This is a genomic window from Porphyromonas canoris, assembly GCF_000769115.1.
Classification (GTDB): Bacteria; Bacteroidota; Bacteroidia; order Bacteroidales; family Porphyromonadaceae; genus Porphyromonas_A; species Porphyromonas_A canoris.
On sequence record NZ_JQZV01000013.1, the window covers coordinates 939,642 to 965,437 of the forward strand.

Genomic DNA, 25,796 nt, shown 5'->3' on the forward strand with positions numbered 1-25,796 from the left:
TGCTGTTTCTCTTGAATATTTTTACTATAATCATAGTTATGTCAAATTGAGTGCATCGAAATAGAAATACTCAAGAGAAAAAGATGTAACATATAAAGCAAAAAAGAGCTATCTTTGGACTGATTATGGCTTAGATAACAGCAAACACAGAAGAGAAACTCAAAATGTCATCTACAGAAATCATATTATCCTACAAAGATGTTGCTCTCAAACGAGATGGACATGAAGTATTATCCGGTATAACGTTTGATGTGCACAGAGGAGAAATGCTATACCTTATAGGTAAGGTTGGCAGCGGAAAGTCTACCCTTTTTAAGTCTATCTACAAAGACACGGATATAGCTTCCGGAAGTGCAAGATTTATGAACTATGATTTGTGTAAGATTAAAAGAAAAGAGATTCCTTTTTTGAGGAGAAAATTGGGAATTGTTTTTCAAGATTTTCAGCTGCTTACAGATAGATCCATCGATGCAAACTTAGAGTTTGTTCTTCGTGCTACAGGCTGGAAAAACAGAACGGATATAGCACATCGTATCTCGGAAGTGCTTGAGCAGGTGGACATGACAAGCAAAAGCTACAAGATGCCACACGAACTCTCCGGAGGTGAACAGCAGCGAGTGGTGATTGCGAGAGCTCTTCTGAATAAGCCAGATCTTATATTGGCTGATGAGCCTACCGGAAATCTTGATCCTGAGACAGGGAAACAGATATTCGGTATATTCAAAGAGATTGCGAGCGGAGGTACAGCCGTGATAATGGCTACACACAACTATAATCTGATAAAAAACTATCCGGCACGCATCGTTAGCATACAGCACGAATCTTTACAAGAAGTAGAGCTGAAACAGTAATAAGCAAAATGAACACTGCCAAAACAATTATAATGAAGTTTGGCGGGACCTCTGTGGGTTCTGCCGAGAGAATAAAACATGTTGGAACACTCATAAGCGACAGCCGTGAAAAGATAATAGTACTGTCTGCTATGGCAGGTGTGACCAACAAACTCGTTGAGATATCCAAACACTACTATGACAGCAATCTCAATGCAGCCAAACATTGCATTGACGAGTTGAAGTCAAAATATATGCAAGAGATAGATTTTCTCTACAAAGGAGAGCCTCTAAGAAGAGCCGTAAAGACATTTGTTCAGGAAAAGATGGACTATCTCTGGAGTTTTCATGAGGACTCTTTTACGATATTTGAAGAGAAAGCTGTACTTGCCGTAGGGGAGTTAATTTCTACGGAAATGATGTGTCAGCATCTGAATGAAACGGGTATAGGTGCCGTAAAGTTACCGGCACTGGACTTTATGAGAACGGATAAGTATGGTGAACCGGATATGCAAAGGACAGAGATGCTACTTAAAGAGCAACTCTCTCTCCTACCCCAAAGTCATATTTATATTACAGAGGGTTTTATCTGCAAGAACGCTTATGATGAGATAGACAACCTTCAAAGAGGAGGTAGCGACTATACTGCTTCTATCATTGGTGCGGTTCTGGAGGCGAAAGAGATACAGATATGGACAGACATCGACGGTATGCACAATAATGATCCTCGTATTGTGGAGAAAACGGATCCTGTTCGCCGACTTCACTTTGAAGAGGCTGCAGAGCTGGCATACTTTGGTGCTAAAATCCTTCACCCTACTTGTATTCTTCCTGCAAAGCATCGTAATATACCTGTTCGCTTGCTCAACTCCATGGATCCTTCGGCTCCCGGTACATTGATATCCAATTCTATCGAAGAGGGAAAGATTAAAGCCATAGCCGCAAAGGATAATATTACAGTTGTAAAGATTAACAGCAGTAGAATGCTCTTGGCTCACGGATTTATGAGACGAGTATTTGAAACCTTTGAAAGGCATCAAACGGCTGTGGATATGGTAACAACATCTGAGGTTTCAGTATCTCTAACCATAGATAATGCGAGTCATCTACAAGATATTATCTCGGAACTGAAACAGTTTGCATCTGTTTCCATAGACTCGGATATGGTTAGCATCTGCATTGTTGGAGATCTCAATTGGAAGAATATCGGTTTTGAATCCGCTATTATAAGGGCATTGGACGAAATACCGGTAAGAATGATTTCTTATGGAGGTAGTAACTACAATGTGACGGTACTCGTGCAGAAAGAGCACAAAGAGATGGCTTTGGAAGCATTGAGCACCCATCTGTTTTATCATGAGTAGACTAAGCATTTGGTTTCAGACCATACGTCCCAAGACTTTACCGGCATCTCTTGCTCCCGTTATTGTTATTGCCGGAGCACTGCTTCATGATGGGTTGTTTCGGCTGAAACCTTTCTTATTGGTGCTTGCTGTGGCTCTTACAGCCCAGATTGCCAGTAATGTTACGAATGATTACTTTGACTATCTCAGTGGCGCAGATAGAAGAAGAAAACTTGGTCCGAAAAGACTTATTACTACGGGAGATATTACACCCGGATGGATGCTTTTGGCATCAATCTTTTGGGTATCGTTATGTGCTGTATTAGGGATCTGGTTGGCTGCTATAACATCCTGGTGGCTGCTCTTGTTGGGGATAGTTGTCCTTTTGGGGATTATTGCTTATTCCGCCGGTCCCTATCCCCTATCTTACAATGGCTTGGGAGATCTTGCCGTTATCCTGTTTTTTGGGATTATTCCGGTATTAGGAGGATATTATGCAATAGGAGAAAGCTTACCAAGTTATCTTATCCCTGCAGCATTTTCTATCGGTTTTTCTAACGCCAATATTTTGGTAATCAATAATTACAGAGACTATCCGGAAGATAAGGAAAGCGGCAAACGAACCCTTATTGTGCGTATGGGAGAAGCCTCCGGACCTTATCTATACATGTTCAATGCTCTGCTCGCTCTTGTCTGTTATATCGTTGCAGGAGTGATGTCCGGGAGTTATATCATTACGACTATCGGGTTACTCCCTATTGCTCTTTTCCTTTATACCGGAACGATAACGACCTTTTCAAGAAAAGGGAAAGGTCTTAATCCCCTATTGGGATTCTCTGCTAAAATTACCGGACTTATCAGTACAATCCTTTTAATTGCATTCATATTATAGCGAAGGCGTTATTCTTTCATTGCACCTCCTATAATCATTCCGGATCCATAGCAAAGTTTGGCATCCTGACTATATAGTGTACAATACTGTCCCGGTGCTATTCCTTGTATTCGTTCACGGCTATAGACACGATAAAACCCATCTTCCTTAATAAGTGTACCGGATGTGAATTCCGGTGTATGCCGTACCTTAAATGTAATGGGTATAGAGTCTGATTCTTCCGGGAAAGGACTAATGGATATAAAATTAACCTCATTCATATCCACTATATTACCATATTGAAGATCCGGATCGTATCCACGACTTACGAAGATAGTATTTTCCTCTACCTCCTTTCTCACTACAAACCACGGACCACCACTCAAGCCCAATCCTTTCCTCTGCCCTATCGTATGAAACCAATACCCCTTGTGTTCTCCCAAGACGGCACCGGTATCTATGTCTACAATCTTTCCCGGTTTTTCTCCAAGGTATTGACGTAGAAAGTCATTGTAGTTGATCTTTCCCAAAAAACAGATTCCCTGACTATCCTTACGGTGTGCCGTGACAAGACCTTCCTTTTCAGCAATCTGTCTGACTTCTTTCTTTGGCAATCTCCCTAACGGAAAATACGCCTTGCAGAGCTGTTCATACGAGATTTGAGCGAGGAAATCGGTTTGATCTTTTACCGGATCGACGGCCGTAGCAAGATGATGTATCCCATCAATGATAACTTTATCCGCATAGTGTCCAGTGGCTATTGCATCAAAGTTTTTACCCCAATACGTATTGAAGAATCCAAACTTAATGAGTTTGTTACACATCATGTCCGGATGCGGAGTAAGTCCTGCCTTTACGGTTTCAAGAGTGTAAGAAACGACATAATCCCAATACTCTTTATGCAGAGAGACTTTCTCAAGAGGAAGATTATAGTGGCGGCTAAGCCAGTTAGCCATTTCAATATCCTCTTCAGAGGGGCAGTCCAAAAAGCCACTCTCTTTCATCCCAATCTGGATATAGAAAAGATGGGGACGAAAACCGGCTTCACACAGCAGGTGAAGTGCTACGGAACTATCCACACCACCCGATATGAGAGCAGCAACAGAGCTATTGGGAGAAAGTATCATATAGGATTAAGAAATTTTGGAGCCGGGAGCTATTTCCTCTTTCGGAGAGATTAAAATCAGTTTTTTATCAGGAGAAACTGCAGATAAAATCATTCCCGAACTTTCTACTCCTCTAAGCTTACGGGGAGGAAGATTGGCTATAAAACAAACTTGTTGTCCTATGAGAGTTTCCGGGGCGTAGTATTCTGCGATTCCTGAAACTATTGTGCGAGGAGAACCTGAGCCGTCATCAAGGAGAAAACGAAGCAGTTTGTCGCTCTTTGGTATACGTTCACACTCCAACACGGTACCGACACGAAGATCCATTTTCATAAACGAATCAAAGTCTGTATCGGGTAAAAATGGTTCAGGCTTAGCCTCCATTTTTGCATTGTCTGCTTTTGTTTGCTCCAGTTTCTTGAGTTGAACTTCTATGGTGGCATCTTCTATTTTTTCAAAAAGCAGATTTGCTTCTCCTATTTGATGTCCTCCCGGTACAAGGTCTGTAGCTCCAAGCATATCCCAATCGAGAGAAGCAAGGTCTACACGAAGCATTCGAGAAAGTTTTTCTGCCGAATGAGGGAGAAATGGTTCAAAAGCAATAACCAGATTAGCTGTAATCTGAAGGGCAACGTGCATAATCTCTTTGACACGATCCGGGTCTGTGCGAATCACTTTCCAAGGCTCTGCATCTGCAAGATATTTGTTACCCAATCGTGCTATATTCATTGCTTCACGTTGAGCATCTCTAATATGGAATGTCTCCAACAGCTGTTCTATCTTTTCCTTATACTTAGAAATCTCAGAAAGTATCTCTTTATCCGCCTCCGGCAATGACTCTATTGTGGGAGCTATGCCATCGTAATACTTATGAGTTAGCACAAGTGTTCGATTAACAAAGTTCCCAAGTACAGCAACCAGCTCGTTATTATTTCGATTTTGGAAGTCTTTCCATGTGAAATCATTATCCTTTGTCTCCGGAGCATTGGCGGTAAGCACATATCTCAGTACATCTTGTTTACCGGGGAAGTCTCTAAGATATTCATGCAACCATACTGCCCAGTTTCTCGATGTAGAGATCTTATCTCCTTCAAGGTTCAAAAACTCATTTGATGGCACATTATCCGGGAGGATGTATGAGCCTTCTGCCTTCAACATCGTCGGGAATACGATACAGTGGAATACAATGTTATCTTTCCCGATAAAGTGAATCATTCTGGTCGATTCGTCTTTCCACCACTTTTCCCACGTATCCGGTAACAGCTCCTTAGTATTTGAAATATAACCGATAGGAGCATCAAACCAGACATATAGTACTTTCCCTTCTGCGCCTTCCACAGGAACAGGAATACCCCAATCGAGGTCTCTGCTCACGGCACGAGGCTGTAGCCCCATATCCAACCAGCTCTTACACTGGCCATAGACATTACTACGCCACTCCTTGTGCCCTTCAAGAATCCACTCTTTAAGGAAAGGTTCGTACTTATCCAAAGGAAGATACCAATGCTTTGTCGACTTTAGAACAGGTTTTGCTCCGGAGATTGCAGACTGTGGAGATATCAAGTCTGTCGGGCTAAGGGATGTTCCACATGCTTCGCATTGGTCTCCGTACGCTTTACCATTGTGGCAGTGAGGACACTCTCCCACAATATATCTGTCTGCAAGAAACTGTCCCGCTTCAGGGTCAAAGAACTGTTCACTCTCTATTTCCAAAAATTCTCCCTTATCATAGAGTGTTCGGAAAAACTCCGAAGCCAGTTCTCTGTGAGTTTTAGACGTCGTACGAGAGTAAATGTCGAAGCTTATACCAAACTCCTCGAAAGAGTCTTTTATAAGAGTGTGATATCTGTCTACAACATCTTGTGGCATAACACCTTCTTTCTTAGCTCTTATTGTGATGGGGACTCCATGCTCATCGGATCCTCCTATGAACAAGACCTCTCTCCCCCTTGATCTAAGATAGCGAACATAAATATCCGCAGGAACGTAAACACCTGCCAAGTGTCCTATATGTACAGGTCCATTGGCATAAGGCAGTGCAGATGTTACCAATGTCCTTTTAAACTCCTTACCACTCATAAAGTCTATATTTATTTTTGTTGTTATCTGTCTAAACTATTACCAAGATTTCTTCTTGACCATATCCATCTCCTTACGAAGATCTTTCTCTTTAAGAGATGCTCTCTTATCGTACTGCTTTTTACCTTTGGCTATTGCAATGACCAGCTTCGCAAGTCCTCTCTCATTTATGAAAAGTCGAGTAGGAATAATGGTGGTACCGTTGTTCTTAATAGCTTCCTGTATGCTCTTAATCTCTTTTTTTGAGAGCAAAAGTTTTCTTTCTCTTCTCTCTGTATGGTTGTTGTACGAGCCGTAGAAGTATTCGGCTATGTACATATTCTTCACCCATACCTCTCCCCTTTCCACTATACAATATGTATCTACCAGAGACGCTTTAGACAGACGAATACTCTTGATTTCCGTACCGGTCAAGACTATACCACAGACAAAAGTCTCTAATATCTCGTAGTCAAAGGTTGCCCTTTTATTCTTTATGTTTACTGTTTTCTGTGTATTCTTTTTTGACATAACGAGGGTCTAAAGCAGGAAGGTAGAAAAAATTTCGCTTGCGACACCGATTAACATCGTATTCACCACAGCGAAAAAGAGAGATATTTTCCGGCTTATCGGAGGCGTTATCTGCAAACCATAAACCAAAGTATTGTATGCTCCCCAAAGCCCTGCAACAAACACAAAAGGTAAAAACCACAATATTTGAAGATGCGGTTGCCCAAAGAGTGCAAACAATAGTAGTACCAACCAAGTCGAAGTCAAGGCTGCCATTATGGGCAAATCCCAGCCACCGGACTGCTCTCTATCTTTAATGAACTTTTTTCCATGAATAGAGCCTACCGCTTTCCAGTAAAAGAAGGAAGCAAGCATAAGCACAATATAGTATGCCACTCTGAAAAAAGCATAGATAAGAATCTCTTTTGAGAATCCGCTTTCCGCAATTGCTTCTACCACTTCCCTACCCAAAGCCACAAGAGCAATAAGAGTCAAAAACGGGAAGAAGTAGAGAATCATGAAAAACTCTCTACTTTCGGAAGAGGTATTATTGGAGAGACCTCTGCTCTCCAATCCCAGCAGATCTTCCCATATCTTCTTTGGACGAACATGGGAAGATATGAGTAGAATAAAGATAGATAGAAAGTTTTCTCGCTTCAAAGCTATATTTCGCTTAGTCTCTTCTTGCACCTATAATGCGAAGAAGATAGATAAAGAGATTGATGAAGTCCAGATACAAGCTCAATGCTGCCATAAGAGCCACTTTATTGGCAGATTCCGTATCCGGGATGGAGCCTTCTTCAAACAGTTTTTTGAACTTATTGATATCGTAAGCAGTAAGCCCACAGAAGATGATAACTCCTGCAACACTTACAATCCAGTACATCAAAGGGCTTCCCAAGAAGATATTAACCACAGAAGCCAATATCAGTCCGACAAGAGCCATCATAAAGATGGAACCAAACTTGCTCAAATCCTTCTTGGTGAAGAAGCCTATGAAAGCCATTGTGGCAAACATACCACTCGTAATCAGGAAGGTAGAGAGTACGCTGGTTGCAGTGTACATATAGAGTATGGCAGAGAGGGTTACACCGTTAAGGAGGGCATAAACCATGAAGAGGGCAAATGATATCATGGAGTTGAGTTTGCCTATACTTCTTGCAAGGATAAAGACCAAAACGAGTTCGGCAATGATGAGTCCGAAAAACAGACCTTTGCTGGTCATTATGGCATCAAATATACTTGTGCTAAGAGAGATATAAGAAGCAAAAGCAGACACCACAAGAGCCAGAGCCATCCAGCCATAAGTCTTGCTCCACATAGAGCGCATTGTTACCGTATCCAGGATACGCGTTTGCCCATAAGGGGCAGATACATTGTAGCTATCGTTATTGTTGTACATGTTCTATTCTGTTTTTCGTTGGTAAATAATATTTCCGGTTTATGATTATTACTTTCTCGAATCACTCTATACGTTGAAGCGGAAGTGCATGATATCGCCATCCTGCACCACATATTCCTTGCCTTCGACACTCATTTTGCCGGCTTCTTTCACGGCAGACTCTGATCCGAACTTGATATAGTCGTCATACTTGATTACCTCCGCCCGGATAAATCCCTTCTCGAAGTCCGTATGTATCACACCTGCACACTGAGGAGCTTTCCACCCTTTAACGTAGGGCCATGCTCTCACCTCCTGTACACCTGCGGTGAAGTAGGTTTCCAGATTGAGAAGAGCGTATGCCGCCCTTATCAAGCGGGAAACACCGGACTCTTCCAACCCGATTTCGTTCAAAAACATTTGACGCTCTTCGTAGGTCTCAAGCTCGGCAATCTCGCTCTCTATCTTTGCCGCAACAACCAGTATATGTGCATTCTCGGCGGCGACAGCCTCCTTGACCTGCTCCACATAGCTGTTTCCCGTAACGGCAGAGCCTTCGTCCACATTGCAAACATAGAGAACAGGTTTCGCAGTGAGCAGATAAAGCTCGGATGCGATCTTCTCTTCATCTTTGCTGTCGAACGTTACGGTACGAGCATTCTCTCCTTTGAGAAGAGCGGCTTGGATGCGTTCATACACTGAACATTGCAGTGCGGCAAGCTTATCCCCTCCTGTTTGGGCTTGTTTTTTAACCTTTAAGATGCGGCTTTCTACCGTTTCCAAATCTTTCAGCTGAAGCTCTGTGTCGATGATCTCTTTATCTCTAATGGGATCCACTGAGCCGTCTACGTGAGTTATGTTATCATCGTCAAAGCAGCGCAATACATGTAGAATCGCATCCGTCTCTCTAATGTTTGCAAGAAATTTATTCCCCAAACCTTCTCCCTTGCTGGCACCTTTGACAAGCCCGGCAATATCGACTATCTCAACCGTATTCGGAACTATTCGTTGCGGATTGACCAATCTTGCCAATTCGTTAAGTCTTGGATCCGGAACGGTTATAACTCCCACATTGGGTTCTATGGTACAGAATGGAAAGTTTGCACTCTGTGCTTTTGCATTGGAAAGACAATTAAAAAGGGTAGATTTCCCCACGTTGGGAAGACCTACGATACCGCATTGTAGAGCCATATCTTTGTATTGAGTTCTATATTTATCTGTGTATAATCTTTTGAGTTTACAAAGATAGTGATTTTGTGCCCAACACAAGTAAAGCACATTGTGACGGATAAATGGTTCACGAAATCTATTCCGAAATTTTCTCTTGTTTGTTTCGCTGCTACAATCTCCCCCTTCCCTACTATTTTTTAATAGCTCCCAAAAAGTGTCTTAAGCTTAACAATAGTTTGGTTATTTATATTCAGACTTTGGTTTCAAGGCTTGATTGGTGCACATCAAATCTTGAAAGCCTCTACTCAAGGCTTGATTTCCACAATTAAGGGCTTGATTTATAAATCTCTAAATGTTTAGAAACACTTCTTTTAACGTTCAAATCATCTTTCAAATAGGATAAAACAGATTTGTTTTTGGGATTACCCGAAAAGGGCTAACGCTTTACCATACTCCGGATTCAAACTCTTTTACAAAGCTCTCCACTACCCTGTTTTTCAAAAAAGAGACTCGCTAATCGTCTCTATATGTCTCACCTATGTTATTTTTCCCTAACTTTGTTCTTCCTTTTAATTATAATGGACTAAGAATTATGCCAGCACAAATAACACTTAACGATAAGAGTTTTTCGATCTATATCCATGACTCTGAAATCCAGCCACAGATAAAGCGAATGGCAAAAGAGATTGTTGCCGATATGGGAGATAAGAATCCTCTTTTTATCTGCATTCTCAACGGCTCCTTTATGTTTACATCCGAGCTGATGAGAGAGATAGATGGAGACTATCAACTCTGCTTCGCACAATATGCTTCTTATAGCGGGACACGCTCGACAGGTGCTATTCAGGAGATTATGAAGCCTCAAATTTCGGTGGAAGGTCGTCATGTCATTATATTGGAAGATCTCATCGACTCCGGTCTCACGCTGGATCATATACGTGCTCTCTATACATCGAGAGGAGCAAAAGAGGTAAAGCTGGCTGTGCTTCTGCATAAACCGGATGCTCCGAAGGTAGTGGATGTCAAACCGGACTATCTTGGTTTGGAAATCCCACCCGATTTTATCGTAGGTCATGGCTTGGATTATGACGGAAGAGGACGTCTCTATAAAGACATATACAAACTCATAGAATAAAACTAACAGGCTCTTTAAGAGCAAACAACACTAAAACGAACTGTATCAAACACAAGAATAACGTATTGTTATGATAAATGTTTTAATATTTGGTGCGCCCGGTTCGGGAAAAGGGACCCAAAGTGCAAGAATTGCCCAAACTTTTGGGCTGGAACATATCTCTACCGGAGATATCTTGAGAAAAGAGATTGCAGACCAAACATCTCTTGGGATATTGGCGCAAGACTATATAAAGGAGGGACACCTTGTACCTGATGAAGATGTGGTAGCTATGTTGGAACACCACTTAGAAGGGAAGTTGGGCAAGGTCAAAGGTTTCATTTTCGATGGTTTCCCTCGTACCATTCCTCAAGCCGATGCGTTGAAACGTATGCTGGCAAGGCATGATTGTGAGGTTTCTATTGTATTGGATCTTAACGTTCCGGAGGATGAGCTTATCAGAAGATTGCTGGAGCGTGGAAAGATAAGCGGTAGAAGCGATGACAACCTTGAGGCCATAAAGTCTCGTCTTGTCGTATATAACAATCAGACTTTTCCACTGAAAGAGTATTTCAGAAAGGAAGGTACTCTTACTCCCATAAATGGTTTGGGAGAGATGGATGACATCTTTGCATCCATATCCGAAGCAATAGACAGTGTATTATAAAGAGCAAAAGAAGTTTTTCCTATGGCAGAATCCAATTTTATAGATTACGTAAAGATCTATTGCAAATCCGGAAAGGGAGGGCGTGGTTCTGCCCATTTCAGGAGAGAAAAATATATCCCTAAGGGGGGGCCGGACGGAGGAGACGGCGGTAGAGGCGGTAGCATCTTTCTGAGAGGTAACCGTAACTTTTGGACGCTTCTCCACTTGAAGTACGACAGGCATAAGGTTGCCGAAAGCGGAGAGCCGGGATCAAGCAAAAATTCCACAGGAAAAGCCGGTGCGGATATATATATAGATGTGCCGTGCGGAACAGTGGCGTATGATGCCGAAACAGGCGACTACATCTGCGAAGTGAACGATCATGATGAAGTGATTTTGCTTCTGCAAGGAGGTCGGGGCGGACTTGGGAATACTCATTTCAAGACTCCTACCAACCAGGCACCACGTTACGCCCAACCCGGAGAACCGGCTCAGGAGAGAATGGTTATCCTACAACTCAAACTGCTTGCAGATGTAGGCTTGGTGGGATTCCCTAATGCAGGGAAAAGTACCCTCCTCTCTTCTGTCTCTGCAGCAAAACCCAAGATTGCAAACTATCCTTTTACCACACTGGAGCCAAGCCTGGGGATTGTTTCGTACAGGGATCACAAATCTTTCGTGATGGCAGACATTCCGGGCATTATAGAGGGTGCGGCGGAAGGCCGTGGGCTTGGACTCCGTTTTTTGAGACACATCGAGAGAAATTCGGTTCTGCTTTTCCTTGTCCCTGCCGATGCGGATGATATAACCAGGGAGTATGAGATCCTGCTGTCCGAACTTGAGAAGTATAACCCCGAACTGCTTGAGAAAAATCGTGTCTTGGGAATTTCCAAGTGCGATCTTATAGATGATGAGCTGAAAGAGATGCTCTCCGAACATCTTCCGGAAGGAGTAAAGACCGTCTTTTTCTCCTCCGTTTCCGGGCAGGGATTGCAGCTTTTGAAAGATACGATCTGGCAAGCCATTGTGTCGGACAACAGACACGATGTCTCTAACATTGTAAGAAAGAATATGAGAGAAGGGTTGTCGGCATCATTCCTTGAGGATGACTTCGACATGGACTCTATCTACTTTGAAGAGGAAGAAGATGAGGAGTATTATGACCCCGATGAGACCGATGTAGAAGTGGATTGGTAACTCTTATGGATCCCTTCCCAAAGAGTCTTTATCTACATGCTCGATAAAAATATTTGAGGAGGCTTGTTGCTTTAACAAGTCTCCTCAAATGTTTTTTGACCTTCTTGATCTTTATGGAATAGCTTCTTTGATGCACTTTCCGAAGCTGTCCGAGAACCTTTCTCCGGAAATCCTTATGGACTTTCCGCTGATTCCTATATAGCTTTCATCATATTTATCGGCTGTTAAACCGGTTTTCCAATGTATCGGAAATCTTTGCAAAAATAGCGTCTGTGGCTCCCTTGTTTGCGGATAAATATCTTTCAGCTCTGTCTCCTGCTGTTTGGCGGTAATCTTTATCGGAGATGAGTTTTGCCATAAGCAGGTCTGCCTCCTCCTTGGATGCGATGGAGAAACCACCTCCTTCTTTTAGGAGAGAGACTGCTTCCCTGAACTTATGATATTTAGGACCAAACACGACGGGTGCTCCAAATGCTATTGCTTCGAGCGTGTTGTGTATCCCTTTCCCAAAACCACCTCCTACGTAGGTAATGTCCGCATATCTGTACAGCGAAGAAAGAAGTCCGTAACCATCTATGATAAGGGCTTTGGCATTGGCTATCTCTGCTTCGAATGGTTTGTGGGAGAGATAGACCAGATTGGACTTCCCGATGAGCTCTTCCAAATGGGACAAATGCTTTTCATGAACTTCATGTGGGGCAATGATAAGTCTTATATTATCAAGAGTGAGAAGATAGGGCAGGATGATCTTTTCGTCCTCTTCCCAACTGCTTCCGATGACCAAAACAAGTTGCCCTTTTCGCTTGGCATCTTCCCTGAGATACTCGGCTTCTTTTATCTTTTTCGGTTGAGCTGCTATCTGACACACTCTGTCTGCTCTCGTATCTCCGGCTATGGTAATTTTATCGTTGCTTAGACCGATGCTTTTGAGCAGTTGCAAGGAGTTCTCATCCTGCACAAAAAGATGATCATACAGCCTTAGAGCCTCTTTGAACTCTCTTCCCCAAGATTTGAAAAAGACCTGTTTGGGGCGGAAAATGGCAGAAACCAAGAATACGGGAACTCTTTTTTGATGCAATATAGAGATGGTATTGAGCCAAAATTCATACTTTACAAAGAGTGCTATCGTTGGATTCAGAGTCTCTATAAAGGTCTTCAGCTCCGGAGATGTGTCTGCCGGAAGATAGGTTACAATATCGGCTAATGGCGTGTTACAGCGCACATCATATCCAGAAGGAGAGAAGAACGTCAGCACAACCTCTGCTTCCGGAAGATCTTTTCTTATCCGCTCCAAAAGAGGATGCCCTTGCTCGTACTCTCCCAAAGAGGAGACATGCATCCATATCGTTGGCACTCCTTTTTTTCTCTTCTGTTCAAGATCGGAAAGAGCATGCCGCCTGCCTTGTATCATCTTTTTTGCTTTCGGATGCCAAGGAGAGATCAGCCGAAGAAGAGTGAAGTAAGCCTTTACTCCGGTATTGTATAAGACACTACTCATTATTGCTTGAGAGATCCTATTGTATCTATCGCTTTTTCTATTCTTGCCAGTGTCTCATCTTTCCCAATGAACTCAAGAATGTCGAATAGATGAGGTCCTTGAAGAGCTCCTACAAGGCTAAGACGAAGAGGATTCATAATGCCTCCGAGGTTGAATCCCTTTTCAGTGATGAACGACTTGAGCGTATCTTCCAAATGAGCCGACTTCCAATCTGTTATTGAAGTAAGACAAGAGTACACTTCTTGCAGCTGAGCAAGAGTGTCTTCCTTCCACCTTTTTTTGATAGCACTTTCGTCATAAGAGGTTGGTGCGACAAAGAAGAAAGAGATAAGAGCCGGGAGATCCGAAAGCAACGTTATACGATCTTTTATGATCTCGGTGGCTGCAGCCAGTCTATCTTCATCATAAGGAAGATTGGCTCTTTCTATGTGAGCCTTTGCAAGCAATACAATATCTCTTCCGGAGAGTTCTTGGATATATTTATGATTGAACCATTTTCCTTTTTCGTAGTCAAACTTAGCGCCACTCTTGGAACATTTTTTCAGATCGAACGAGTCTATCAACTCTTTCATTGAGAATATCTCCTGATCTGTTCCCGAATTCCAACCCAACAGAGCAAGGAAGTTGACAACAGCATTAGGGAGATACCCGCTTTCTCTATAGCCTGAACTTATGGCTTGAGTAACTGGATCCGTCCAAAGCAAAGGGAATACGGGGAATCCGAGTCTGTCTCCATCTCTTTTGCTTAGCTTGCCATTGCCTTCAGGTTTAAGCAGTAGAGGCAGGTGGGCAAACTGAGGCATGGTATCTTCCCATCCGAATGCACGATATAATAATACGTGCAAAGGTGAGGATGGCAACCACTCTTCACCGCGAATGACATGACTTATCTCCATGAGATGATCATCTACGACATTTGCCAAGTGGTAGGTCGGAAGATCATCTGCACTTTTATATAACACTTTGTCATCAAGAACAGAAGAGTTGATGACTACCTCTCCTCTGATGATGTCATTGACTGTTATATCAACATCCGGCTCTATCTTCAAACGCACGACATACTGAGTACCATCTGCTATCAACTTCTTTACCTCTTCTTCTGTAAGAGATAGAGAGTTTCTCAAAGAAAGACGATTTTGGGCGTCATACTGGAAGTTCGGAATTTCGGCTCTGTATTTCTCCAACTCTTCAGGGGTATCGAAAGCATAATAAGCCTTTCCCTCTGAAAGGAGTTGTCCTACATAGTTCCTGTATATATCGCGACGCTCACTTTGACGATAAGGAGCATGAGGACCTTCCGGCGTAGTCCCGATACCTTCATCTATCTCTATACCCAACCAGTGAAGTGCTTCTATGATATAATCTTCTGCTCCAGGAACAAACCTATGGCTGTCTGTATCTTCTATCCGAATAATCATATCTCCCCCGTTTTGACGAGCAAAGAGATAGTTATATAAGGCTGTTCTGGCACCACCTATGTGCAGAGGGCCTGTCGGACTTGGAGCAAAACGTACTCGAACTCTTCTATCTATGTTGTTATTTTTCATAAACGAACTGTTTTATATGTATAATCACGGATCACAAAGGTAGTTATTACTGATGATATGAGTGTTATAGGGACTACTAAAAACGAGTAGTTGCTCCACCTCCTCCAGATCGTCCTCCCCCGAAGCCACCTCCAAAGGAACCTCCACCTCCTCTAAATCCTCCAACAGCCCCAATTGCTGCTCCGAGTGCCGCAGAAGATGCAGAGGATAATCGAGGAGCCTTATCCTCCTTGGTGTGTTTGCAGTATAAGCAGAAGTATGTTGTATATATGTAGTTTGGGGTAATAGAGGTATTTTCTTTTCTCATTGTTATACCTTTACAATTGGGACATTGTATGTATGGTGAGTATTTAAGAGTCCCATATACCTCTTTATTATTACAAAATCGGCATGTTGCCGCTATGTATGATACGGATCCGATATTTTGTTCGATACTCTCCTTTGTCGTAAGATACGGAAGCACTTCATTGGGAGTACGATGAAGTGTAATACTATTGTCCGTGTGGCATGCAACGCATTTCTGCATCTGAGAAGATAGCTTCTTTTTATAGACGAAAATCCAAAGTAACTTATAATAAAGAACTACGGGAAGAAAAAGTATAGCAAACAGACTTAGAAATAATCTTTTCGCCGTCAACTCCGCTTTCAGATAACGCTCCACGGGAGTTCTTCCATCTCCACCCTTGATATTGGCACCGGTTATCAGAAACATTAAAAGAAATCCCGAAATGTATGAAATAAGAAAACCATACTTTATGATAGTCCAATACAGCTGTAGTTCTTTATCATCCCAGACACTCGGAGTCCTAACAGTAAAAGATTTTGTGGTGGAGTCATACTCCTCTCTCAAGTTCTTTTCTATAGATTTTATTCCCTCTATTATCGCTTTATCAGGATTTCCAGCCTTTAGATAAGGTATCATATCTTCTTTCTGTATCATATAACAGAGAGCATCAGGCAGTACATGCTCCAACCCATAACCTACTTCAAATGATATTCCTCTCTCTTCTGGCTTGTAAACATATAGTATCACCAGCCCATTATCATCACTCTTAGAGCCAACTCCCCATGTATTTAGGATATTGTGTGCAAAGCTTTGCAGATCCTGCCCATCAATGCTTTCCAATATCACTATTGCTATCTCGACGCCCATCTCTTCTCGGATATTACCTATCAGTTGATTGGCTTCATTATAGGCCGAAGGGCTCAAAAGCTTCGACTCATCTGTTATATACAGAGAGGCATCCGCTTTCTGAACATTCTTGACATCATCAACATTCCTTATCGTTTGAGCATTCAAGAAAGATGTATTCAGAACAAGAAGCAGAAAAAAGAGAGATTTAAGTTTGGAATGAAAACAACTCATTGGTCAGATTGAGGTTTATATGATAAAAACAGGCACGTTTAATATCTAAAAATGCTAAGCAAGAAGGTTTAGATCTTCATGCTTAGCATTTCCTTAAGAGGATAGCCCTATTAAAACTGCACTTCCGGAGCAACATCCGCTCCTTCTTTAGCTTCAAAAAGAGGCTTTACTCCAAATCCGAATATACTTGCAACCAAGTTTTTGGGGAACTTTCGGATGTATTGATTATAATTCTTTACAACATCATTGAATCTAGCTCTCTCTACAGTAATGCGATTCTCTGTCCCTTCCAACTGCACTTGAAGCATTTTGAAATTCTCGTTTGCCTTAAGATCCGGATATGCTTCAACTGAAACAAGAAGCCTGCTCAAGGCACTGGAAAGTTCACTTTGTTTTGCCATGAACTCTTCCATATCCTTAGCCGTTAAGTTCTCAGGATCAACTTTGACTTGAGTGGCACTCGCTCTTGCTTGGATCACACTCTCCAAAGTGCTTTTTTCGTGATTGGCATATCCCTTTACGGTATTGACCAAATTAGGTATAAGGTCGGCTCTTCTCTGGTAAACATTTTCCACCTGTCCCCAAGATGCTTTTACCTCTTCGTCCAATACAACCATTCTGTTATACTGACTTCCCAAATAAAATGCAAGAATGCCCAATACTACTATTACTGCAATTAACGTCTTAGATTTTCTCATATTTGTTTCGTAATTTGTTAAACGATTTGTGTAACAAAGATAGCCCTAATTTTTCAATTATTTGACTATCAAACAAGAAGCTCTATATTAGCAAAAAATAACATTATTTACATTTGGGGAGAACCTACCTGCTACCCAACGGTTTAACATTTAGATAGAAAAATAGAGCACTACAAAGCAACCACTTACCCCTAATTTCTTGTCAGTAAGGGGTATCAAAAAAAGCAACAAAAGGGTCATTTTTTTTTCTTCTTTATTTTCCCAAACTTTGCACTTACTAAAAGCCAAAAGTTTTGGCTCGAATGATAAACTATATAGAAAGAATGAATCATATTCTCCAACAAGTTTGGCAGCAATGTCTAAGCTACATCAGTGAAGAGATCAGCTCTCCTTCGGATTATACCCGATGGTTCGCGCCGATCGTTCCTGTTAGTTTGGAGGGTAAAAAGCTCACGCTAAGATTACCTTCGGAGCTTCATTTTGACCATATAGAGAAGCAGTATAAAGATCCGTTTAAGAGATCTCTCGAAAAGTATATTGGGGAAAATTTTGAGCTTGAATACGAAATATTTGAGGGTGTTGCCGTACCCAAATATTCTGCTGAAAAGGTAGATGTACAAGCCATAAGCACTTCTGTTAAAAATTCTGACAATTCTCAAAAATCTCCCTTTAGAACGAATCTTGAACCTCAACTCACTTTTGACTCCTATGTTTATGGCGATTCAAATTTGATGGTATATAATGCTGCTCAAGCCATTATAGCCAATCCGGGAAGTTCTTTATTCAATCCATTGTTCATTTATGGAGCTTCAGGCGTTGGGAAAACGCATATCTTGCACGCGATAGGAAATGCTATCTTGAACTCTTATCCCGAAAAACGCGTTGTTTATGTATCGGCACAGATGTTCAAAATGCAGTATGTAGAAGCTTCTTACAGGAGAAAACGTCCGGAAGACTTCATTCAATTCTATCAGAATATGGATATTCTGCTCTTGGATGATGTCCAAGAGTTGAGAGATGCAGTAAGTACCCAGAGTGCTTTTTTCCAGATTTTCAATAATCTTAGAGCTTTAGGACGCCATATTATAATGACATCCGACCGCCCGGCCGTAGATCTTGACGGACTTGAAGAGCGTCTTTATACAAGAATGAAATGGGGGCTGACGGCTGAAATAGAGCGTCCGGATACCGAACTTAGAAAAAAGATTCTGACTCGCATGATGGGTCAGTATAACATTTCACTCCCTCAAGAGGTCTTCGATATTATTATTGCGTCAACCTCCCAAAATGTTCGAGAGTTGGAAGGCGTTACTAAAACACTCTTCGCTCACCATACTATGAGTCATAAGCCTATATCTATGGAGCTTACGACGAAGATATTGAAGCAGTATGTGAAGTATGAGAAAAAGGTTATCACAATCCAAGACATTGTTGAAGCTGTCTGCTCTCATTTCGATATAGAACCTCATTTATTGCAGCAGAAATGCCGAAAGCGTCAGATCGTTTTATCCAGACAGATTGCAATGTATCTCTGCAAAGAGCTTACAGATAGCTCTTTCTCTGTTATCGGAGCAGAAGTCGGAGGGCAGGATCACTCTACTGTCATCTATGCCTGCAAGAGTATAGAAAATCTTTTGAGCACAAATGCTCCCAATATCGCAGAGGATATTGCGGAGATCAAATCTCTTTTGGTGTAGGAAGGCATTCTTGCTTTCGCATGATACACTCAGGTTTTTCGGTAATAAGATTCACACCCATCGGAAGTAAATTATAGAATCTTTCGATGCTGCCACTCTGTTCTTTTGTAGAAAAGTCATAAAAGTATCAAGAGTTGCACTTCTCTGTTAAATCTTATTTATCCCTTCCCCCTTTTTGCTTTTTATGACTACATTTGCACCCATTCCTCAAATGTATTTAGATAATAACAGAATGATTATGATCAGAAAGATAGCAACATTGATTGCACTTATCCTTATTTTGACCTCTTGCAATGGAGATGGAAAAGAAATAAAAAGACCGGAAATAAAACAGAAGACGTATAAGAATCTCATATCCAAGGTAGAAAGGTTTTTAGAAAAAGAATCCATCGGAGAAAACCTCTATAAGTATGATGAAAATAACCGAGTAATAGAAATTACCAATATTCAACGGCTAAACGGAGAAAAGGTGCTAAAATCTGCTGTCAGCTATTCAAAGGACAAAATTCTCATCGAAGAAGATGTCCTTCCTGAGGCTGAAAGCAACCTTTCGGCACCAACAAAACACGAGATTGTGCTTGATGCTTCCGGAAAGGCCACTATGCAAATAACAACACTATGTTTTCCCGGAGGAAAGGAGGAACGACGAGTGGCAGATAAATTTCAATACAATAAAACAGGACAACAAATAAGTCAAAAGACTCCTACATTCAGAGCCATAGAACGTACTTGGGCGAATGATAACTGCATTCAGAAAGATCAGATCTATTATCCAAGTAACTCTTCCGGAGAGAATTCTTCCGTATTTTTCTTTTACACGGATAAAGAGAATAATGATACCTATCCGGATCTCAACCAGATTTGGTCTCCGGCTCCCTCTATCGAAGCTCTTTTTGCAGACGAACTCGGCTTAAGATCTTTCAAGTTGCTAAAAGACATTGAGTACACCGATACTCATACTCCTGCAAAAAGTATCTCATACGAATTCGACTCGATGGGAAGAGTCGTTCTCATAACGGTTGTGAGAAAAAGTAAAACAGGTAAATACCCCAGATCCATCTATAAAATCTCCTACAAGGGATAGAGGAAAAGCTTGAATAATTCAAATTCTTTTCAGATTTGAGTCCTACATTTGTGGTCATATAATTCGTAATTCATAAAAACAGACTACAAACATGAGAAAAATTATTACCCTTTTGGCAATCATCATAGCTGCTGCAACATTTCAGATCAAGGCAGATAACGAGAGACCTATACCTTTTGAAAATCTGCCCAAGCAAGCTAAGGAGTTCATAACAAAGTATTATAGCTCCAAAGAGGTGCTACAAGCCTATGTGGACAAAGACATCCTGACCACTACTTATGACGTTATTTTGGAAAATGGTTGCAAGATAGAGTTCAAGAAAAACGGTGAATGGAAAGAGATTACAAGCAAAAGAGTACCCATCCCGTTCTCTATCGCTCCTCGTCCTATTCAAGACTATGTGAAGAAAAATTACCCGAATAATAATCTAACGAACATAGAGAAAAAGTCGAGAGGCCGTTATCAGATAGACCTTTCAAACGGATTAGAGATAGAATTTGACTCCAAATTCAGAGCAAGAGTGGTAGATGTAGACTAATCCCACTCCCCTATTAAAAGCGTGGTTACAGACCCGATAAGAAGAAAAAGTCTTCTTATCGGGTCTGTTATTTTTCGCAAGAGAAGATGTTTGACCCTTTTAGAAGTTTCGTTTAACAGATTCAAAACCTTTACCGAACCCTTAAACATCTGCAAAACAAAGCATGAGTTCTACCCTTCAAGGCTTGATGAGTAAAAATCAAGACAAGATTTCTACAGATTAAGCCTTGATTTATAGTTCTTATCCGCTTAACAATAAGAATTGAATATATTAAAGCGACCTTTTTAATATGTTCCCAATAAGATTTCAGCTCAAAATATTTCATGCGTAAATTGGTTTATAAAATAAACCTACTTATATTTGCAGTGTGAAAGAAGTTTGTCGATCGTTTATGACAGGCAACTTCATTCTCGGAGACAGGTATTTTTTCTTAGTGTATTACCCTGATAGATCGCTTTTTTTAGTTATGAATGATGTTAAGTTGAATGAGAAAGAGAGCTTGGCTCTTATCTCTCAAATGATTTTAGAAACCAAGCAAAACCTCGGATTGGGACAGTGGAATAAGTTTTTATTCTACGGATACGCATCTGCGATCATAGGCGTTGGAGTCTATTTCTGTTTCAAATTCACGTCAAGTCCCATGTCGTATCTTTTGTGGTTTATCCTACTGCCACTTTCACTCTTTGCAGCACTGTTTTCAAAGAAGCATCCGCCCAAGGTCGTTTCTTATTTGGAAAAAAGCATCAAGTCCGTCTGGATTGTCATCAACACACTATTCTTTCTCTCTTTGCTTATCATCTGTTTGATTTATGCCCTATCTCTCGTAGAGGTGATATACTTTGGACTTATGGCTCCTTTGAGTTTAATGTATGTCGCCATTGGCTGTGCCATTACGGGTGTACTTCTTAAAGAGAAGATGGTGGTTTGGACATCGGGGGGGTCTTTTCTCTTGGGTGTTTATATCCTTGTAATGCTCCACTCTACTCATTTGTTTCAGAACTACTTTAATCTTCTTTTGGCTCTCTCTTTTGTCATCATGTTGATATTGCCCGGCCATCTACTCAATGCCAAATCCAAGCGTGAATTATGATAGAATTAGATCCTCTACTGCATTCCCAACTTCGTCTTGCCATCATCTCCATTTTGATGGGTATAGATGAGGCAGACTTTGTTTTTCTTAAAGAGAAGACCGAAGCAACCTCCGGGAATCTGAGCATTCAGCTGGACAAGCTTTCACAAGCCGGATATATAGAGATCCGAAAAGAGTTTATAGGTAAAAGACCTAGGACATCTTGCAGGATTACCTCCGCAGGCAGGAATGCGTTTGAATCTTACGTGGAAGCTCTAAAACAATATATAGAAATCAAATAATATTATCCCTCTTAAATTTTATAGTGTCATGAAAACAAAAGTAATTCTACTTGCATTTGCTCTATTGGCAAGTTTTGGCATTACTGCCCACGCTCAATACAAACTTTCTATCCGAGTAAAAGGGATAGAGACAGAGAGTGGCAGCATCATGCTTGCTCTTTACAACAATTCGGAAACATTTCTAATAGAGCCATTTAAGACAAAATCCGTTCCAGCCATCGGTACTTCTCAAATCATCGAACTAAATGATTTACAGAGTGGTAGCTATGCGGCAGCTATTTTCCATGATGAAAACGGAAATGGAGATCTGGATAGGGGAGAGTATGGTATCCCTCTAGAAAAGTTTGGTTTTAGCAATAATGTAATGCCCAAAATGGGACCACCATCTTTTGAGGAGTGTAAAATAGATATGGTATCCGATACTCAGACTGAAATCCGACTTATCTCTGCATACTCTGCTTTCAAAAAGATTTCTTTTATACCTATTGTAAATCATCTCTTCTAAAGGATGTTTGCAATGGTCAATAGTGTATGTAAAAAGCCCTGTCTCGGATTCCAACCTCCAAGACAGGGCTTTTTATTGATATCCTTTGCTTTCCGACTAAAATCAGTATGTGCCGGGACTAAATGCTAACAGTCCAACTCCAAAGAGCGTAAAAACTCATTCAGCTCTTTATTCAGGTTGGGCATGAGCGGCGTGCTCAGATTTATAACCTCACTATCCCATTGCAGAAACGTGTTTTCCACTTCATTCTCCTCCCCTATCATGGATACGGAAAATGGGATTTTGAAACAGTCTTGATAGAAGAACCCCTTATCCCGAAGCCTTTTTACCGCCTCTTTTATGACCTTATTCATGGCATTGAATTGCCGGCTTTCGTATGGGATTTTAGCCAAGCGCTCATGTTCGTCGTTCAACAGGAGCAACTCATTTTCCGGAAGAACGTGCTTGAGAAAAATTGCGTGAGTTGAAGCTTCCGGAGATTGCGATAATACCTTTCGTCCTTCTTTGAATAGCTCTTCTACTGCCTGGGATAGTTTCTGAAACATGTGTAGATTAAAATGGATTTGGAAATATTGATTCTCTCTGTTTACTTGCCTAACATCGCAATACGTTCGCGCAATGTCTCCAATTTTTCAGTGGCATCGGACTGTTTTTTTCGCTCAAAAGCCACCACTTGTTCCGGTGCATTGGCAACAAACTTTTCGTTCTCCAGCTTTTTATTCACCGATAGCAAAAATTTCTCGTAGTATGCCACCTCCTCATGAAGCTTCTTTAGCTCCTCTTCGGTATCTATAAACCCTCCCATCGGAATGGCAAATGTCGCTGTGCCTATCATGATTGAAGCATCATTGGGATTGGCTTCTCTATCTCCGACTTCATACTTTTCGATATTTGCCAAACGGCAAACAATGGATACGGCTTCCGTGCTTAGAACGGCTTGTGTCGCGTAAAGAGATAAAGCCTCTTTAGGTGAAATGTTGTTTTTTACCCTTAGATTTCGGATCTGACTGATAAGTTCACGAGCCATCTCGACCTCTTTAAGGAGAGTAGCATCAAAGGTAAAATCTATCTTCAAAGGATGCTTCATGATGCTGTCTCCCTCTTTTCTTTCTTCCACGAGTTGCCATAACTCTTCTGTGATAAATGGCATGAAAGGATGGAGCAACTGCATCAAAATGGAGAAAAAGTCCAAGGTTGCTTGTTTGGTTTCAGCATCTATGGGAGAGCCGTAAGCAGGCTTTACCAGTTCGAGATAACAAGCAGAGAAGTCATCCCAAAAGAGTTTATACAGAAGCAACATAGCATCGCTCAGCCTGTATTTATCAAAATGATCTGCCAGCTCTACGGATACTTCCGAAAGGCGATTACGGAACCAGTTTACGGCTGCAATACTTGCATCTGTCGGCTTTTGTGCAACCGCTACATCCCATCCGCAAACAAGACGGAAGGCATTCCATATCTTATTGTTGAAGTTACGCCCTTGCTCGCAAAGCGACTCGTCAAAAAGAATATCATTACCAGCAGAAGCCGCAGTCATGAGTCCCATACGCACTCCATCCGCACCATATTTTGCAATAAGATCCAACGGATCAGGAGAGTTGCCTAAAGACTTTGACATCTTTCGTCCTTGAGCATCGCGCACAATTCCGGTAAGGTAAACATGACCAAACGGACGCTTTCCGGTGTATTCATAACCCGCCATAATCATACGTGCGACCCAGAAAAACAGGATGTCCGGACCGGTAACCAGGTCGGAGGTTGGATAGTAATACTCCAACTCTTTTCTCTCTTTTTCCGTCGGGTTAATAACGCTTCCAAAAACCGATATAGGCCATAACCACGAAGAGAACCAAGTGTCCAAACAATCTTCTTCTTGTCTTAGATCTTCAAGGGTAAGCGTATTGTCCTGACTCTTTTCACGTGCTAAGACTAAAGCCTCTTCCTTAGATGATGCAACAACGAAACCGCCTTGAGGCAAGAAGTAAGCAGGGATACGATGCCCCCACCAAAGCTGACGAGAGATGCACCAATCCTTTATGTTCTCCATCCAATGGAAGTATGTGTTCTTGAATTTGGCAGGTACAAGAAGAACATCATCCTGTTTGACAGCCTCGATAGCCGGTTGAGCCAATCGCTTCATATCAAGGAACCACTGCATCGAAAGTTTTGGCTCGATAGGTACTTGTGTTCGCTCTGAGCATCCGACCTTATTAACATATGCCTCTTCTTTCTCCATCAATCCGGCCATGGCAAGATCTTTTGCAATCTGCTTTCTTACATCGAACCTGTCCATACCCTTGTACTGAAGCCCATGTTCGTTCAAAGTACCATTGTCATTGAATATATCTATGGAGGGAAGAGCATATTTCTCTCCCAACATATAGTCATTTACATCATGCGCAGGCGTTACTTTCAAACATCCTGTACCAAATTCTCTCTCGACATACTCGTCCATGATTATCGGTATCTCCCGATTTACAAGAGGAATACGTACATGCTTATCTTTCAGATAGCTGTATCTTTCATCTTCCGGGTGTACACAAACAGCAGTATCTCCAAGTATAGTTTCCGGACGAGTGGTGGCAACTATGATGTATTTTCCCGGTTCCTCTACCACTTCATACTTCAAGTAGTAAAGTTTGCTCTGCTCTTCTTTGTAGATTACCTCCTCATCGGACAGTGCCGTAAGAGCTTTGGGATCCCAGTTGACCATTCTCACTCCACGATAGATATAGCCTTTGTTGTACAGATCGACAAAGACATCTATCACACTTTGAGAGCGATTTTCATCCATTGTAAAGGCTGTTCTGTCCCAATCACAAGAAGCACCCAGCTTCTTGAGCTGCTCCATGATAATGCCTCCATGCTTATGTGTCCACTCCCAAGCATGATCAAGGAATTGTTCTCTTGTAAGTTCGCTCTTTTTGATACCCTCTTCTGCCAGTTTATTTACCACTTTTGCTTCGGTGGCGATAGAGGCATGGTCTGTTCCGGGAACCCATAGAGCGTTCTTTCCCATCATTCTTGCACGTCGAATAAGAATATCCTGAATGGAGTTGTTCAACATGTGTCCCATATGCAATACACCCGTTACATTGGGAGGAGGCATCACTATCGTGTATGGTTCACGAGCGTCCGGTTTGGAGGAAAATATCTTATTTTCCATCCAGTATTTATACCACTTATCCTCCACCAATGAGGGATCATATTTACTTGCAATATCCTTATTCATCGTCTTTATGTTACTTTTTTCTATGTTTTAAGAG

Annotated in this window: 24 protein-coding genes; 12 read left to right on the forward strand and 12 right to left on the reverse strand. The window is 41.6% G+C overall.

The features are described from left to right. Window positions 1–164 precede the first annotated feature (164 nt). Genes HQ43_RS09000 through menA form a run of 3 tightly spaced genes read left to right on the forward strand, consistent with a single transcriptional unit; the run spans window position 165 to window position 3,065 of the window. Entirely contained in the window at window positions 165–851 is a 687-nt protein-coding gene (locus HQ43_RS09000; protein ID WP_036792451.1) for a cell division ATP-binding protein FtsE, read from the forward strand. 8 nt (window positions 852–859) lie between these two features. Beyond that, complete coding sequence (locus HQ43_RS09005) at window positions 860–2,194, forward strand: aspartate kinase (RefSeq protein WP_036792454.1); 1,335 nt, start codon at window positions 860–862, stop codon at window positions 2,192–2,194. Then, a complete protein-coding gene (menA, locus tag HQ43_RS09010) occupies window positions 2,187–3,065 on the forward strand; it encodes a 1,4-dihydroxy-2-naphthoate octaprenyltransferase (protein WP_036792457.1) in 879 nt (292 codons plus the stop codon). The genes HQ43_RS09005 and menA overlap by 8 nt, the downstream gene beginning before the upstream one ends. An 8-nt stretch (window positions 3,066–3,073) precedes the next feature. Here the strand turns inward: menA and mnmA are convergent, their stop codons facing one another. From mnmA to ychF, 6 genes are all read right to left on the reverse strand, one after another. Next, window positions 3,074–4,171 carry a tRNA 2-thiouridine(34) synthase MnmA gene (gene mnmA, locus HQ43_RS09015; protein WP_036792460.1) on the reverse strand — a complete coding sequence of 366 codons (1,098 nt, stop codon included), beginning with the start codon at window positions 4,169–4,171 and terminating at the stop codon, window positions 3,074–3,076. A gap of 6 nt (window positions 4,172–4,177) precedes the next feature. Beyond that, window positions 4,178–6,229, reverse strand: coding sequence for a methionine--tRNA ligase (gene metG / locus HQ43_RS09020; protein WP_036792462.1), 2,052 nt, complete (start codon window positions 6,227–6,229; stop codon window positions 4,178–4,180). A gap of 39 nt (window positions 6,230–6,268) precedes the next feature. After that, a complete protein-coding gene (gene smpB / locus HQ43_RS09025; RefSeq protein ID WP_036792465.1) occupies window positions 6,269–6,739 on the reverse strand; it encodes an SsrA-binding protein in 471 nt (156 codons plus the stop codon). Window positions 6,740–6,748: 9 nt separating this feature from the next. Then, window positions 6,749–7,378: a hypothetical protein gene (locus tag HQ43_RS09030; protein ID WP_152567512.1), complete on the reverse strand. Its 630-nt coding sequence runs from the start codon at window positions 7,376–7,378 to the stop codon at window positions 6,749–6,751. A 13-nt stretch (window positions 7,379–7,391) separates the two neighbouring features. Beyond that, window positions 7,392–8,120 carry a Bax inhibitor-1/YccA family protein gene (locus HQ43_RS09035; protein ID WP_052079317.1) on the reverse strand — a complete coding sequence of 243 codons (729 nt, stop codon included), beginning with the start codon at window positions 8,118–8,120 and terminating at the stop codon, window positions 7,392–7,394. A 66-nt stretch (window positions 8,121–8,186) separates the two neighbouring features. Then, window positions 8,187–9,290 (reverse strand): redox-regulated ATPase YchF, encoded by a 1,104-nt coding sequence (ychF, locus tag HQ43_RS09040; protein ID WP_036792470.1) that lies wholly within the window; start codon window positions 9,288–9,290, stop codon window positions 8,187–8,189. Window positions 9,291–9,861: 571 nt separating this feature from the next. Here ychF and HQ43_RS09045 point away from each other — a divergent pair. From HQ43_RS09045 to obgE, 3 genes are all read left to right on the forward strand, one after another. After that, entirely contained in the window at window positions 9,862–10,404 is a 543-nt protein-coding gene (locus tag HQ43_RS09045) for a phosphoribosyltransferase (protein WP_036792472.1), read from the forward strand. 70 nt (window positions 10,405–10,474) lie between these two features. Further along, window positions 10,475–11,050 carry an adenylate kinase gene (locus HQ43_RS09050; RefSeq protein ID WP_036792475.1) on the forward strand — a complete coding sequence of 192 codons (576 nt, stop codon included), beginning with the start codon at window positions 10,475–10,477 and terminating at the stop codon, window positions 11,048–11,050. Between the two features lie 21 nt (window positions 11,051–11,071). Beyond that, the gene (gene obgE, locus HQ43_RS09055; RefSeq protein WP_036792477.1) at window positions 11,072–12,226 is read left to right on the forward strand and encodes a GTPase ObgE; all 1,155 of its coding nucleotides are present in this window, start codon (window positions 11,072–11,074) and stop codon (window positions 12,224–12,226) included. Between the two features lie 214 nt (window positions 12,227–12,440). On the opposite strand, the gene HQ43_RS09060 is transcribed toward obgE, so the two are convergent. From HQ43_RS09060 to HQ43_RS09075, 4 genes are all read right to left on the reverse strand, one after another. After that, a complete protein-coding gene (locus tag HQ43_RS09060; RefSeq protein WP_036792485.1) occupies window positions 12,441–13,724 on the reverse strand; it encodes a 3-deoxy-D-manno-octulosonic acid transferase in 1,284 nt (427 codons plus the stop codon). Further along, the gene (gene gltX / locus HQ43_RS09065; protein WP_036792488.1) at window positions 13,724–15,271 is read right to left on the reverse strand and encodes a glutamate--tRNA ligase; all 1,548 of its coding nucleotides are present in this window, start codon (window positions 15,269–15,271) and stop codon (window positions 13,724–13,726) included. Before gltX ends, HQ43_RS09060 begins: the two co-directional genes overlap by 1 nt. 76 nt (window positions 15,272–15,347) lie before the next feature. Beyond that, window positions 15,348–16,637, reverse strand: a complete 1,290-nt coding sequence (locus tag HQ43_RS09070; protein ID WP_036792493.1) for a TPM domain-containing protein — start codon at window positions 16,635–16,637, stop codon at window positions 15,348–15,350. Window positions 16,638–16,747: 110 nt separating this feature from the next. Then, the gene (locus tag HQ43_RS09075; protein ID WP_036792495.1) at window positions 16,748–17,335 is read right to left on the reverse strand and encodes a LemA family protein; all 588 of its coding nucleotides are present in this window, start codon (window positions 17,333–17,335) and stop codon (window positions 16,748–16,750) included. Between the two features lie 323 nt (window positions 17,336–17,658). Here HQ43_RS09075 and dnaA point away from each other — a divergent pair, with 323 nt between their 5' ends. The 6 genes from dnaA (at window position 17,659) to HQ43_RS09105 (ending at window position 22,530) form a co-directional block, all read left to right on the forward strand. Then, complete coding sequence (gene dnaA / locus HQ43_RS09080) at window positions 17,659–19,032, forward strand: chromosomal replication initiator protein DnaA (protein ID WP_036792908.1); 1,374 nt, start codon at window positions 17,659–17,661, stop codon at window positions 19,030–19,032. 238 nt (window positions 19,033–19,270) lie between these two features. Then, window positions 19,271–20,116 (forward strand): hypothetical protein, encoded by an 846-nt coding sequence (locus HQ43_RS09085; protein ID WP_152567514.1) that lies wholly within the window; start codon window positions 19,271–19,273, stop codon window positions 20,114–20,116. A gap of 91 nt (window positions 20,117–20,207) precedes the next feature. After that, window positions 20,208–20,654: a PepSY-like domain-containing protein gene (locus tag HQ43_RS09090; protein WP_036792505.1), complete on the forward strand. Its 447-nt coding sequence runs from the start codon at window positions 20,208–20,210 to the stop codon at window positions 20,652–20,654. Between the two features lie 466 nt (window positions 20,655–21,120). After that, complete coding sequence (locus HQ43_RS09095; protein ID WP_036792508.1) at window positions 21,121–21,744, forward strand: hypothetical protein; 624 nt, start codon at window positions 21,121–21,123, stop codon at window positions 21,742–21,744. Further along, the gene (locus HQ43_RS09100; protein ID WP_152567515.1) at window positions 21,738–22,025 is read left to right on the forward strand and encodes a winged helix-turn-helix domain-containing protein; all 288 of its coding nucleotides are present in this window, start codon (window positions 21,738–21,740) and stop codon (window positions 22,023–22,025) included. Before HQ43_RS09095 ends, HQ43_RS09100 begins: the two co-directional genes overlap by 7 nt. Before the next feature lie 28 nt (window positions 22,026–22,053). Then, window positions 22,054–22,530, forward strand: coding sequence for a DUF2141 domain-containing protein (locus tag HQ43_RS09105; protein WP_052103179.1), 477 nt, complete (start codon window positions 22,054–22,056; stop codon window positions 22,528–22,530). 125 nt (window positions 22,531–22,655) lie between these two features. Here the strand turns inward: HQ43_RS09105 and HQ43_RS09575 are convergent, their stop codons facing one another. Continuing rightward, window positions 22,656–23,075, reverse strand: coding sequence for a hypothetical protein (locus HQ43_RS09575; protein WP_052103180.1), 420 nt, complete (start codon window positions 23,073–23,075; stop codon window positions 22,656–22,658). Window positions 23,076–23,116: 41 nt separating this feature from the next. After that, on the reverse strand, window positions 23,117–25,762 hold the full coding sequence (locus HQ43_RS09115; RefSeq protein WP_036792512.1) for a valine--tRNA ligase: 2,646 nt from the start codon (window positions 25,760–25,762) through the stop codon (window positions 23,117–23,119). Window positions 25,763–25,796: the final 34 nt, after the last annotated feature.

Coding starts and splice junctions, on each gene's coding strand:
- HQ43_RS09060 (WP_036792485.1), bottom strand. CDS start 13,724: ATGAGTAGTGTCTTATACAATACCGGAGTAAAGGCTTACTTCACTCTT.
- metG (WP_036792462.1), bottom strand. CDS start 6,229: ATGAGTGGTAAGGAGTTTAAAAGGACATTGGTAACATCTGCACTGCCT.
- HQ43_RS09000 (WP_036792451.1), top strand. CDS start 165: ATGTCATCTACAGAAATCATATTATCCTACAAAGATGTTGCTCTCAAA.
- mnmA (WP_036792460.1), bottom strand. CDS start 4,171: ATGATACTTTCTCCCAATAGCTCTGTTGCTGCTCTCATATCGGGTGGT.
- HQ43_RS09050 (WP_036792475.1), top strand. CDS start 10,475: ATGATAAATGTTTTAATATTTGGTGCGCCCGGTTCGGGAAAAGGGACC.
- ychF (WP_036792470.1), bottom strand. CDS start 9,290: ATGGCTCTACAATGCGGTATCGTAGGTCTTCCCAACGTGGGGAAATCT.
- HQ43_RS09075 (WP_036792495.1), bottom strand. CDS start 17,335: ATGAGAAAATCTAAGACGTTAATTGCAGTAATAGTAGTATTGGGCATT.
- smpB (WP_036792465.1), bottom strand. CDS start 6,739: ATGTCAAAAAAGAATACACAGAAAACAGTAAACATAAAGAATAAAAGG.
- HQ43_RS09105 (WP_052103179.1), top strand. CDS start 22,054: ATGAAAACAAAAGTAATTCTACTTGCATTTGCTCTATTGGCAAGTTTT.
- menA (WP_036792457.1), top strand. CDS start 2,187: ATGAGTAGACTAAGCATTTGGTTTCAGACCATACGTCCCAAGACTTTA.
- HQ43_RS09070 (WP_036792493.1), bottom strand. CDS start 16,637: ATGAGTTGTTTTCATTCCAAACTTAAATCTCTCTTTTTTCTGCTTCTT.
- HQ43_RS09090 (WP_036792505.1), top strand. CDS start 20,208: ATGAGAAAAATTATTACCCTTTTGGCAATCATCATAGCTGCTGCAACA.
- HQ43_RS09085 (WP_152567514.1), top strand. CDS start 19,271: ATGATCAGAAAGATAGCAACATTGATTGCACTTATCCTTATTTTGACC.
- HQ43_RS09095 (WP_036792508.1), top strand. CDS start 21,121: ATGAATGATGTTAAGTTGAATGAGAAAGAGAGCTTGGCTCTTATCTCT.
- dnaA (WP_036792908.1), top strand. CDS start 17,659: ATGAATCATATTCTCCAACAAGTTTGGCAGCAATGTCTAAGCTACATC.
- HQ43_RS09035 (WP_052079317.1), bottom strand. CDS start 8,120: ATGTACAACAATAACGATAGCTACAATGTATCTGCCCCTTATGGGCAA.
- obgE (WP_036792477.1), top strand. CDS start 11,072: ATGGCAGAATCCAATTTTATAGATTACGTAAAGATCTATTGCAAATCC.
- HQ43_RS09115 (WP_036792512.1), bottom strand. CDS start 25,762: ATGAATAAGGATATTGCAAGTAAATATGATCCCTCATTGGTGGAGGAT.
- gltX (WP_036792488.1), bottom strand. CDS start 15,271: ATGAAAAATAACAACATAGATAGAAGAGTTCGAGTACGTTTTGCTCCA.
- HQ43_RS09045 (WP_036792472.1), top strand. CDS start 9,862: ATGCCAGCACAAATAACACTTAACGATAAGAGTTTTTCGATCTATATC.
- HQ43_RS09005 (WP_036792454.1), top strand. CDS start 860: ATGAACACTGCCAAAACAATTATAATGAAGTTTGGCGGGACCTCTGTG.
- HQ43_RS09575 (WP_052103180.1), bottom strand. CDS start 23,075: ATGTTTCAGAAACTATCCCAGGCAGTAGAAGAGCTATTCAAAGAAGGA.